Origin of the sequence: Pseudochrobactrum mosebachae (assembly GCF_048914685.1) — a bacterium.
Lineage (GTDB): Bacteria > Pseudomonadota > Alphaproteobacteria > Rhizobiales > Rhizobiaceae > Pseudochrobactrum.
Genome location: NZ_CP128408.1, coordinates 326,658 through 338,539, shown reverse-complemented (window position 1 = coordinate 338,539; position 11,882 = coordinate 326,658). Strand labels below are relative to the sequence as shown.

Sequence of the window (11,882 nt, the reverse complement as noted above, 5' to 3'; positions counted from 1 at the left end):
AAACTGGAACTGAAAAATCGCTCTGGCTGCTTATATAAAAGCGGTTGCTGAAAGAGTGCCGTGGGAGAATAAAAGAGAGTAGCAAAATCGCTGCCCGCAGAACTATGCTCTGCTTCTCCTGAGACTACTCTAGAGCATTTTACTATCAAGTTGAATCAATTTGATAGGTATTACAATGCGAAAAAGCTAGAAACTAGAGCAAGCGATGCGATCCAGCCTGATCGTTTCCCGCTCTAGTAGCGACGTACAAGCCCGACCAGTCTGCCCTGAACGCGCACACGATCAGGTCCGAAAATACGGGTTTCATAGGCCGGATTTGCAGCTTCAAGTGCCACGGAAGCACCTTTTCGGCGAAAGCGTTTCAGCGTTGCTTCCTCATCATCAACCAGAGCTACAATGATTTCACCGGCATTGGCGGTATCACCACGGCGAATAATCACCGTATCGCCGTCGAGAATGCCAGCCTCGATCATCGAATCGCCCTTAACCTCCAGCGCAAAATGCTCGCCACTACCAAGCATTTCCGGCGGCAGGGTGATCATGTGAGTCTGGGTCTGGATCGCTGAAATCGGCACGCCCGCAGCAATGCGCCCCATGACCGGAATGCTGATGCCGGCTGGTGCTTCTTGATCATAGGATGCAGCTGGTTTTTTAGAAGTTTCCGCAGGCTTTTTGCCCAAATCACCTTCAATCACACTTGGTGAGAATTTCTTCTGGCTGTTCAGGCCCGGAGCAATGGAATCCGGTAACCTGATAACTTCCAAAGCGCGGGCGCGGTTTGGCAGACGGCGGATAAAACCGCGCTCTTCCAAGGCTGTGATCAAGCGGTGAATACCGGATTTGGAGGCAAGATTAAGCGCGACCTTCATTTCATCAAAAGAAGGCGGAATGCCGCTTTCTTTCAGACGGTCATGGATAAACAGCAGTAATTCATGTTGTTTACGCGTCAGCATCATACGCTCCCAAAGCCTTGAAAATATCTGCCAGCGCCTTTTGGGGCGGGCATGCAGATATAAGCAATCGTGCAGATCAACAAACCGCTTGCACGGGACACGGTTGTGGGAATCAATTTAAAAAAACAAACCCAGAACGAACCCTATATGTTCCAGTATTGTTCTGCAAGGCTTTAAAAATGGTTAATATAAGAACCAAGTGCGTAAATTGGCTTTACTGCTTATGAAGATGCTTATCATGCAGATATTAATGCATTTTTCAGTTCTGATCTCCGGCATTTGACAGAGCCGGAGATCAAAATGCATAGGGTATAATCAGCTTACGATCAGTTTGCCTTCATTAAAAAAGCCGCGCAGCTGTGCAAGATATGGGGCAATATCGAAGCCGTTGCTCTTGATCCATTCATCATTGAGATAGGTTGAGCGGTAACGATCGCCATGGTCGCACAATAAGGTGACAATGGAGCCGCTCTCGCCGCGTTTGACCATCTCGGAAATGAGCAGGGCGCATGCCCAGATATTGGTTCCTGTCGAGCCGCCGCATGAGCGCCCCAGCACATCACTGATAACCCGTTGTGCGGCAAGGCTTGCAGCATCAGGTACAGTAACCATGCAATCCACCACGTCAGGTATGAAGGAGGGCTCGACCCGCGGGCGCCCAATACCTTCAATCATGGATGTGCAGGTATCAATTTCCATAATGGAGCGATCCACGAAATGCTGATGGAAAATCGATCCCTCAGGATCGGCAACGCAAAGGCGGGTATCAAGCTGACGATAGCGTATATAGCGCCCGAGGGTTGCAGAAGTGCCGCCGGTTCCTGCGCCTGTCACAATCCATTTCGGATTAGGATATTCTTCGCGTGCCATCTGGCTGAAAATTGATTCAGCAATATTATTATTGCCGCGCCAGTCTGTTGCACGTTCGGCATAGGTGAACTGGTCGATATAATAACCGTTGGTATCTTCCGCGACCTGACGGGCAGCGTCATAAACCGTTTTCGGATCATCAACCAGATGCGATTTTCCGCCGTAAAACTCAATGGCTGCAATCTTTTCCGGTGACGTACTGCGTGGCATAACGGCAATAAACGGCAGATTGATCATACGGGCGAAATAGGCTTCTGAAACGGCAGTGGAGCCGCTGGAGGCTTCAACGATTGTTGTTTTGGGGCCGACTTTGCCATTGCAGATTGCAAACAAAAACAATGAACGCGCCAGACGGTGTTTAAGGCTGCCTGTCGGGTGGCTTGATTCATCTTTTAAATACAGTGTGATGCCATTAAATTTTGGCAGGTCGAGACGTATAAGATGCGTATCTGCCGAGCGATTAAAATCAGCCTCGATGATAGCAATTGCGCGGTTGCGCCATTCCATGCTGCATGGCTCAACGCGGTTGCATTGAATTATTTTTCCCAATTTGATTCCCCCGCAAGATTTGCATCAGCCGTGTATTTTTTATAATCGACACGGTTCTTGATAAAGTTTTTCCTTTTAAGGTGCTGATTTGGATTGGTTTACCCTCCGAAATGCACCTTAAACAGCTATTTTTTGTATCTCAGTAATTGCTAACGCAGTGATGGCTGGTTGCGCCTGGCTTTGATGCTGTGAGCGTTTGTACTTTCTCCACAAAGACGATGCTTTGAAAACAATGTAAAAATTGCTGTACCCGATTTTGTTGGCTTGACAGCACCAGCTGACGATGACAGGTTATTTGAAAAATGAATAAACAGCAATACTTCATGTTTATAATGACTGGGTCTTGTCAGGTGGAACAATCCACTTTTCATACTTAAGTGAAATTGAAGCTGTGCTTGGGGAATATGAATGGAACAATCTGTCTTGGAAACGGTAAGCCTTTGGCTTGCCACGAATAATAATGCTGAGCACAATCAGGCTCTGCCATTTCCGGAACTTGAATCGCGTCAGGAAATCTTTGACATGACGCGCAAAGCGCAGAGCGCTGTGCTGATGCCTGCAGACGCCGGCGCATGGTCGCATCAATTGCGCGCAGCCCTGGCTGCACGTATCGCGGCCGCTAATGACAATCCTTATCTTGCTGCGGTTTATGGCAAAGCGGCTGCCGGTTCTGCCTATGCTCAGATTGCTGAAGCCGGTTTCATTCCGCAGGATGCTGTTCAGCAAACTGTGGTCGGATTTATGGACAAGGTTGCAAACCATACCAGAGATGTCGGCGCCGCTGATGTTTCAGCTTTGCAGCAGGCCGGTATTGCGGATGCTGATATTGTGCGCTTGTGTGAATTAAACGCTTTTCTGGCTTATCAGATCCGTGTTGCTGCCGGTTTGACAGCATTGGTTGCAGCAGATGAGGGGCCGGCATCATGAGCGAGATCATTCATAAATTTACGAAAACAGTTCCTGAGTGGCGCCCGCGCGTTAAGCCGGTTGTGCTTGCTGAAGCCAGTCCTGAGCAGCTCAATGCCCTGAAAGTTACGCCTTCAAATACCAAGGTTTCTGAATATGTGCTGGTTCTTGCGCATGATCCGGAAAGCCTGGATGTGCGCTCGCCGCTGTTTAATGCTGTGATGTATGGCAAGGGCGGTCTTGGCCGTGCAGAGCGCGAGCTTGGTGCGCTTGGTGCATCTGTGGTCAATCACTGTATCTATTGTGCCGCCGTACATGCGCAGCGCCATGCACAGCTGAGCCGTGATGAAACGGTAACTGACAAGCTGTTTCATGAGGGAGAAAAGGCGCGCCTTGATCCTAAAAATCAGGCAATTTTTGATTTTGCGCTCAAGCTTTCACAGTTTCCGCCTAAGGTGGATGCAGAGGCTGCACAGCAATTGCAGAAACAGGGACTTGATAAAGTTGAAGCCATTGATCTGGTGTTATCAACAGCCATGTTTGGCTGGGCGAACCGCCTGATGCATGTGCTGGGCGATCCGGTCAAGTAAGTCTCGTTAACATTTCTGTCAATGCAGCTGATGTTTGCCCTGTTATCGGGCAGCAGGAGAAATCATGCGCAATTTGAAGGCTCTTGAAGCTTATCTGGAAGTTGCAACTTTGGGCAGTGTTACCGCTGCGGCCAAGCGCTTGCAGCTGTCACAGCCTTCAGTCAGCCGCATTATTCAGGATCTGGAGCGCGATCTCGGGCAAAAACTGTTTATCCGGGCGGGTCAGCGTCTTGTGCTGACCCCTCAGGGTATGTTGTTGCGCGATGATGTGGAGCGTGCGCTGGCAGGCATTGCCGAGGTGTGGGATCGTGCACAGGAATTGTCTGATCTCAAATCACGTCCGGTGCGGGTTGCCAGCATTTCTGCTCTGGCTTTCGGTCTGGTACCACATGCGTGGGCATCACTCAGCAATGCTATCGGCATAGAGGGCGCGCGGCGTATTGCTATCCAGACAGATACGCCTGAAAGGGTGCGCAATTCTGTACTTTCTAATGATGCAGATGTGGGGGCTACCAGCCTTCCGCTCCAGCATCGAGATCAGATTACCCATTGGTTTGGCTGTGCACCATGTGTGCTGGCGGTGCGATCAGATGATCCGCTGGCGCAGGAAAAAGGCCCTTTGCCGCTCTCGGTGGTTAAAAGCCGTACGCTTGTGGAAATGTCGAACCATCGCGGATTGCCTGCGCGTATTCGCCAGACATTGAGAACCAATGACATTGTCACCGGCGGGCTTATCCGCACCAATTCAACCATGAATGCATTGGCGCTTATTCGTGCCGGTGCAGGCGGGCCTGCAGGCAGTGTGGCTATTATCGAGCCCGTAACCTCTGCCGGCACACCTCTGGATGGCGTAACTATTCTGCCGCTGGAGCCGCATATTCCCTATTGTTTCGGCGTCATAAGTCACAATGGCGTACATTTGAGTGACACTGCGCTGCAATTGATTGCCGCGCTTGAAAATGCTGCCCATGAGCTGGTGCCGGGTTTTGAAACCCATTCGCCTGATGAACATCAATCGCTGATTACCCAGCTTGCATTGCTGGAGGACTGACCATGCATAATGAACCAAAAACGCTTGAAGAACTGAACTGCCTCGTGGCACGTGATCTTGATTACCTGACTTTGCCTGCCAAGGAATGGGTACCGCAGCATGAAATAAACGGTCAACAGGTGCTGGATGTTGCCGTTATCGGCGGTGGAATGGCCGGCTTGGCTGCATCGGCATCGTTGAAAAATCTCGGCGTTCGGGCTGTGATCTTTGATGCGCGGCCAAAGGGTTTTGAGGGCCCTTGGGCAACCACTGCGCGTATGGAAACCCTGCGCTCGCCAAAGAGTCTGACTGGACCTGCACTGGGTATTGCCTCTCTTACCTTCAGAGCATGGTTTGTGGCGCAGTTCGGTAATGCTGAATGGGACAAGCTCGATAAAATCCCGCGTTTGCAATGGATGGACTATCTGCGCTGGTTCCGCGAGGTTCTGGCTCTTGATCTGCGTAATGATCATCGTATTAGCCTGATCAAACCCGATGCGGATTATAGTGTGCTCGAAATGGATACGCCGGAAGGCAAGAAAACCGTTTATGCGCGCCATGTGGTGCTGGCAACGGGGCGCGATGGTCTTGGCGGCCCCTATGTTCCGGAGATTATTCGTGCATTGCCGCGTGAATCATGGGCGCATTCATCCGATGAATATGATTATAGCCGCCTCAAGAATAAAAATATTGCCGTGATCGGTGCCGGTGCATCGGCCATGGACAGCGCCGGTACAGCGCTTGAAAATGGTGCTGCACGGGTGGATATGCTGATCCGCCGCACCGATATTCCACGGATTAACCGCGGCAAGGGCATGGGCAATCCCGGCTCTGTTTACGGTATGCAAAATCTGGATGACCGCACCAAACTTGAAATTTACAGCTATATCGGAGCTGAACAGGTACCGCCGCCGCGCGCCAGTATGTTGCGTGTCAGCGGACACAGCAATGCGTTTTTCCATCTTGGCGCCTCACTCGACAAAGTGACGATGAAGGGCGACAAAATTGAAGTTATAACGCCGCAAGGGCGCCGGTTGTTTGATTTTATCATTGCCTCGACAGGCTTTCAGATTGATTGGCGGCAGAAGGATTTTCTGGCTGAAATCGCCAGTAAAGCCCGCACATGGGAAGAGTGTCTGGCACCACTGAAAGGTGATGAGGATCGCTCCTTGATTGAATCACCCGATCTTGGACCTGCATTTGAATTTTTGCCGAAACAGGGTGTTGAAGCACAAGGCCTGTCACGCATTCATTGCTTCTGCTATCCGGCTATGATGTCTCATGGCGGTGTGTCTGGTGATATTCCTTCGATCAGTGAGGGTGCGGCCCGTCTTTCGCAGGGTATTGTGGCAACACTTTATCACGAGGATATCGCGCAGCATTTTGAAAATGCCAAAGCCTATTCCGAGCCGGAGGTTTTCGGTGACGAATGGGTAGCCGCCCAGAATTATGATCAGGCTGAGATCGAGGCGCTGGCATGAGTTTTTTCGTCTGGTTCATCAAACGACTTGCCCAAGCCGTTGTGGTGCTGGCGGTCATGTCGGTTATTGTTTTTCTGGGGTTGCATCTGATTGGTAATCCGGCAGATATTTTGCTGGCACCTGATGCAACACAGGCCGACCGTGAAGAGCTGATTATACGGCTCGGGCTCGATCTTCCGGTCTGGCAACAATATTTGCTGTTTGTCAAAAGCGCCTTGCAGGGCGATATGGGCAATAGTTTTGTCTATAATACGCCTGCTGTAACGCTGATTTTGCAGCGCTTGCCTGCAACATTGGAACTGGCCATTCTGGCCATGATCTTTGCGGTCTTTATCGGTATTCCGCTGGGTCTGTTTGCCGGATTAAAGCCTGAAAATCCGTTTGCCAAACTGATCACCACCGGTAGTATTCTGGGCTTTTCTTTACCGACTTTCTGGGTTGGTCTGCTCTTGATCATGACCTTCAGTGTCTCGCTCGGGCTTTTGCCTGCCAGCGGACGCGGCACAACTGTGCGGGTATTCGGGGTTGAATGGTCGTTTTTCACAATCGACGGTTTGCGCCATATGCTGCTGCCTGCGATCAATCTGGCAATGTTTAAAGTATCGCTGGTCATCCGCCTTACCAATGCGGGTGTGCGTGAGGTTAAATCGCTGGATTATGTGCGCTTTGCCCGCGCCAAAGGTCTGTCGCCGTTTCGTATTGTGCGCCGCCATATCCTGCGTAATGTTATGATCCCGCTGGTGACTGTGCTCGGTATCGAATTCGGCTCAACCGTTGCATTTGCTGTTGTGACCGAAAATATTTTTTCATGGCCGGGTGCCGGTAAACTTATTCTCGACAGTATCAATGCACTCGACCGGCCTGTGGTTGTTGCCTATCTGATGGTTGTCGTCACGCTGTTCGTTACCATCAATCTTGTTGTTGATATTCTCTACCGTGTGCTTGATCCGCGCATCAGAACGGAGGCAAGCGAATGATCGCGTCTGTTAGTAAAACTCCGCGCTCTCCGGTCGCAGAAAATATCCGGATGTTTATGCGCTCGCCGCTCGCCATTTTCGGGCTTTTGCTTTGCATTCTTATTGCTGCTGCTGCAATTTTTGCACCGCTGATCGCCCCGCAAAATCCCTATGACATGATGGCAATTGACGTGATGGATGCCCGCCTAGCGCCGGGCGAAACCAACATGAATGATGGCTATACCTATCTGCTGGGAACTGACGGGCAGGGCCGCGATTTGTTTTCAGCCATTCTTTATGGCCTGCGCACCAGCCTTGTTGTCGGGATCGGCTCTGCGGCCATTGCCGGTGTTATCGGCACCATTATCGGGCTGGTTGCCGCTTATGCCGGTGGCAAAACCGATGCCTTGCTGATGCGTCTGGTTGATCTGGTAATGTCGCTGCCGTCCATTCTCGTGGCACTGCTGATGCTGGCCTTTTTTGGTCGCGGTGTCGGCAATGTGGTTATCACACTGGTCTTGCTGGAATGGGCTTACTATGCCCGTACTGCCCGCGGGCAGGCGATGGTTGAAAGCAAGCGTGATTATGTGGAATCCGCCCGTGGTCTTGGTTTGTCGCCGCTGCGTATTCTGTTGGGGCACATTTTGCCAAACTGCATGCCACCGTTGATTGTTATCGGTACATTGCAGATTGCACGCGCTATTACGCTTGAAGCCACATTGAGCTTTCTCGGTCTTGGCGTGCCGGTCACCGAGCCTTCACTCGGATTGCTGGTGGCCAATGGTTTCCAATATATGCTGTCCGGTGATTATTGGATCAGTTTCTTTCCGGGGCTGGCATTGCTGGTATCAATTGTAGCGATTAATCTTGTCGCCGACCGCCTGCGCGATGTGTTCAATCCGAGGTTTTTGTCATGAGTGAACTCTTGCTTGATGTTCGTAATCTCTGCACGCGGTTCACCACAGCGGCAGGTGTGTTACACGCGGTTGAAGATGTTTCCTTCAGCCTTCGTCCGGGTCAGACAATGGGCTTGGTGGGTGAATCCGGCTCCGGAAAATCTGTGACAGGGTTTTCTATACTCGGCCTGATCGACCGTCCGGGGCGCATTGTCTCAGGTGAGGTGCGTTTCAAAGGTCAGGATATTACCAAACTGTCCAAAAGGCAGTTACGCCATTTGCAGGGCAATCGCATTGCCATGGTGTTTCAGGACCCGATGATGACGCTTAATCCGGTCTTGCGTATTTCCGAGCAGATGATTGAGGCTTTGCAGGCGCATGAAAAAATTAGCTATGCCGATGCCAGAATACGCGCACGTGATGTGTTGGGTGCCACTGGTGTGCCAAGCCCCGAAAGCCGCCTTGATGCCTATCCGCACCAGCTGTCTGGCGGTATGCGCCAGCGTGTAGCTTTGGCAATTGCCATGCTCAACAAGCCTGACCTGATTATTGCCGACGAGCCGACAACGGCGCTTGATGTGTCTATTCAGTCGCAAATTCTGGCTGAAGTGCAGGGGCTGGTTAAAGCCACAAATATGGCGCTGATCTGGATCACGCATGATCTGTCGGTGGTCGCCGGTATAGCTGATACATTGTCTGTCATGTATGCAGGCCGTGTGGTTGAAACCGGCGCTGTGGGCGATGTGCTGGATAATCCGCGCCATCCTTATACGTCAGGATTACTCGGCAGTTTGCCCGGCAATGCAGAACCCGGTACGCGCTTGCAGCAAATTCCGGGGCTGGCGCCCAATATGTTCAACCCGCCACAGGGGTGTGCTTTTGCAGCGCGTTGCAGCTATGCCACTGACGCTTGTGCTAAGCAGCCGGAATTTTATGGTGAGGCAAATCATCAGTTCCGTTGCTTCCATCCGGTCGGCACAACACCGAACCCTAACAGTATGATGCAGGAGCTGCGGCCATGATTAAGCAGCCTCAGGAACAATCTGTGCAAAAACTGCATGATAGTGAAGAAATCGTGCTGCAGCTGAAAGGCGTTGAAAAGCGCTTTGGTGGTGGCGGCGCTTCGCCTTTGGCTGTGCGTATGGGGCTGGCGCGGCCACGCCCTGTGGTGCATGCCCTTGATGGTATTGATCTTACCATTCGTGCCGGTGAATTTGTGGGCTTGGTGGGCGAGTCCGGTTCCGGTAAATCCACCCTTGGCCGCATTGCCGCCGGATTGATGAATCCGAGCGACGGTGAAATACAGGTTTATGGCAAAAAGCCGGTACGTGAAAATAAAGCGCATCTTGATGTGCAGATGATCTTTCAGGATCCGCAAGCCAGCCTTAACCCGCGCAAACGTATTGATAAAGCGGTTGGTGAAGCACCTTTGGTGCATGGTTTAACCGACCGGGCGGGGCTTGATGATTATGTGAGCGCACAATTACAGCGCGTTGGCCTTGATCCGGCGGTTCGCACCCGCTTTCCGCACGAGTTTTCCGGTGGTCAGCGCCAGCGCATCAGCATCGCACGGGCATTGGCGCTTAATCCGCGTTTTCTGGTGTGTGATGAATCCATCGCCGCACTTGATGTATCTATTCAGGCGCAAATCCTGAATTTGTTTATGGATTTGCGCGAGGAACTAGCCCTTACCTATCTGTTCATCAGCCATGATCTGCGTGCTGTGCGCCATGTATGCGATCGCGTGATTATTATGTATCTGGGCAGAATTGTCGAAGATGCACCGGCAACGGAATTCTTCGCACGTCCCAACCACCCTTATACCAAAGCTTTGCTGGCAGAAGTGCCGGATCTGTCACAGCGCGGCAAAGCCTATTCTGCCGTGAAGGGTGAGATTCCAAGCCCGCTTAATCCACCGCGTGGTTGTCATTTCCATCCGCGTTGCCCGGTGGCTTTCGACAAGTGCCGTGTTGAAAGACCGGCTTTGAAAAAAGTCGGGCAACAGCACTTAAGTGCCTGCCATCTTAACGACCATATATCCCCATTGAACCAAGCCGCCTCACAGGAGTAATCGCCATGAAGAATCTGTTTGCTGTACTTGCATTGACTACCAGTTTGTTTTCGGCCAGCGCTTTGGCTGAAGATCTGCGTATCGGCTTTGCTGACCCGCTATCCTCTATTGATCCGCAACTCAATAACCATGCCGGCGACCACTCTGTGGCACAGCATTTCTGGGGCGGGCTGACAGGAAACGACGCAATCAATATGGAGCCCGGTGTTGCAAAAACCTGGCGTAATATTGACCCTTTGACCTGGGAATTTACATTATATGACAATGCAGTCTGGTCGGATGGCAAGCCGGTTATATCCGAAGATGTGGCATTTTCTTATGATCGCGCCCGCAATGTGCCGGGCAGTGTTGCCACGGTAAAAGGCTTTATCCGCACCGTTGATAAAGTTGAGATCATCGACGATCATCACCTTCTGGTGAAAACCACTGTGCCGGACCCGCTTTTGCCGGTCAGCCTGTCCAATCTTTATCTGGTCAGCAAACATGTCGGTGAAAAATCAACCACTGAAGATTACAACAATGGCAAGGCCATGGTTACCAGTGGTGCCTATAGCTGGGTTGGCTATACACCGGGTGACCGCGTATTGATGAAGCGCAATGAAAGCTATGTTGGCACTAAGCCTGAATGGGAAAATGTGGTTTACCGCTACATTGCCAATCCGGCGGCACGCACCGCAGCATTGCTGGCTAAAGATGTTGATGTGATCGATAAGGTTTCAGTTGCCGATATCAGCAAGCTTGAAAAATCTGACGGTATTAAAGTCTATGCCTATCCGGGTTTGCGCGCACTGATCATGCAGCCGAGCTTTAGTGAGCAGCCATCGAAATATATGACCGATAAAGCCGGTAATCCGCTCAAGGAAAACCCGCTCCTGAACCAGAAGGTACGCGAGGCACTGACACTGGCGATCAACCGCGAGGCGCTGGTCAGCCGTATCATGCAAGGTGGCGCAACAACGGCCAATCAATGGATGCCTGAAGGCACATTCGGTTATGATACCGATACCAAAGACATTCCGTTTGATGCCAAAAAAGCCAAGGAACTGCTGAGCGAAGCCGGTTATCCGGACGGTTTTAAAATGACCATCCACGCGCCAAGCGACCGCTACCCGCAAGGCCCTGAAACAGCGCAGGCTCTGGCGCAGTTCTGGAGCCGCATCGGTGTGGAAACACAGGTTGAAGTTGTGCCGTTCTCTGTCTATTCGGGCAGCGCCAATAAAGGCGAATATGCCATGACCATGATTGGTTGGGGCAATGGCACAGGTGAGGGCACCTATGCGATGACCTCTATTCTGGCAACGCCGAATAAAGACAAGGGTGTTGGCGCATCAAACTGGGGTCATTACAGCAGCGCCGCACTGGATAAGGCTCTGGAAGAAGCCACCTCTGAATTCGACAATGCCAAGCGTGAAGATGTTATTCGCGGTGCGGTTAAAACCGTTATGGGCGATGTCGGCATCATTCCGCTGTTCCATTATAAAAACATCTGGGCAGCGCGTGATGACCTGAAAGTTGTACCTTGGAACAGCGATCGTACAGTCGCCATGCAGGTTACAAAACTCAAGGCTGAGTAAGGCATA

Annotated in this window: 11 protein-coding genes; 9 read left to right on the top strand and 2 right to left on the bottom strand. The window is 51.4% G+C overall.

What is annotated here, in order from left to right; translation table 11 throughout:
* Positions 1 to 233 precede the first annotated feature (233 nt).
* On the bottom strand, positions 234 to 953 hold the full coding sequence (gene lexA / locus MP213Fo_RS01535) for a transcriptional repressor LexA (RefSeq protein WP_421089944.1): 720 nt from the start codon (positions 951 to 953) through the stop codon (positions 234 to 236).
* A 315-nt stretch (positions 954 to 1,268) separates the two neighbouring features.
* Positions 1,269 to 2,330: a PLP-dependent cysteine synthase family protein gene (locus MP213Fo_RS01530; protein WP_421090966.1), complete on the bottom strand. Its 1,062-nt coding sequence runs from the start codon at positions 2,328 to 2,330 to the stop codon at positions 1,269 to 1,271.
* A 450-nt stretch (positions 2,331 to 2,780) separates the two neighbouring features.
* Here MP213Fo_RS01530 and MP213Fo_RS01525 point away from each other — a divergent pair, with 450 nt between their 5' ends.
* The 9 genes from MP213Fo_RS01525 (at position 2,781) to MP213Fo_RS01485 (ending at position 11,876) form a co-directional block, all read left to right on the top strand.
* Positions 2,781 to 3,299, top strand: a complete 519-nt coding sequence (locus MP213Fo_RS01525; RefSeq protein WP_421089943.1) for a hypothetical protein — start codon at positions 2,781 to 2,783, stop codon at positions 3,297 to 3,299.
* A complete protein-coding gene (locus MP213Fo_RS01520; RefSeq protein WP_421089942.1) occupies positions 3,296 to 3,868 on the top strand; it encodes a peroxidase-related enzyme in 573 nt (190 codons plus the stop codon). The genes MP213Fo_RS01525 and MP213Fo_RS01520 overlap by 4 nt, the downstream gene beginning before the upstream one ends.
* A 64-nt stretch (positions 3,869 to 3,932) precedes the next feature.
* Complete coding sequence (locus tag MP213Fo_RS01515) at positions 3,933 to 4,919, top strand: LysR family transcriptional regulator (RefSeq protein WP_421089941.1); 987 nt, start codon at positions 3,933 to 3,935, stop codon at positions 4,917 to 4,919.
* Between the two features lie 2 nt (positions 4,920 to 4,921).
* Positions 4,922 to 6,379 carry a SidA/IucD/PvdA family monooxygenase gene (locus MP213Fo_RS01510; RefSeq protein WP_421089940.1) on the top strand — a complete coding sequence of 486 codons (1,458 nt, stop codon included), beginning with the start codon at positions 4,922 to 4,924 and terminating at the stop codon, positions 6,377 to 6,379.
* Positions 6,376 to 7,356: an ABC transporter permease gene (locus tag MP213Fo_RS01505; RefSeq protein ID WP_421089939.1), complete on the top strand. Its 981-nt coding sequence runs from the start codon at positions 6,376 to 6,378 to the stop codon at positions 7,354 to 7,356. The genes MP213Fo_RS01510 and MP213Fo_RS01505 overlap by 4 nt, the downstream gene beginning before the upstream one ends.
* Positions 7,353 to 8,252 (top strand): ABC transporter permease, encoded by a 900-nt coding sequence (locus MP213Fo_RS01500; protein ID WP_421089938.1) that lies wholly within the window; start codon positions 7,353 to 7,355, stop codon positions 8,250 to 8,252. Before MP213Fo_RS01505 ends, MP213Fo_RS01500 begins: the two co-directional genes overlap by 4 nt.
* Positions 8,249 to 9,253, top strand: a complete 1,005-nt coding sequence (locus MP213Fo_RS01495; RefSeq protein ID WP_421089937.1) for an ABC transporter ATP-binding protein — start codon at positions 8,249 to 8,251, stop codon at positions 9,251 to 9,253. The genes MP213Fo_RS01500 and MP213Fo_RS01495 overlap by 4 nt, the downstream gene beginning before the upstream one ends.
* Positions 9,250 to 10,302 carry an ABC transporter ATP-binding protein gene (locus tag MP213Fo_RS01490; protein ID WP_421089936.1) on the top strand — a complete coding sequence of 351 codons (1,053 nt, stop codon included), beginning with the start codon at positions 9,250 to 9,252 and terminating at the stop codon, positions 10,300 to 10,302. Before MP213Fo_RS01495 ends, MP213Fo_RS01490 begins: the two co-directional genes overlap by 4 nt.
* Before the next feature lie 5 nt (positions 10,303 to 10,307).
* Positions 10,308 to 11,876, top strand: coding sequence for an ABC transporter substrate-binding protein (locus MP213Fo_RS01485; RefSeq protein ID WP_421089935.1), 1,569 nt, complete (start codon positions 10,308 to 10,310; stop codon positions 11,874 to 11,876).
* Positions 11,877 to 11,882 lie beyond the last annotated feature (6 nt).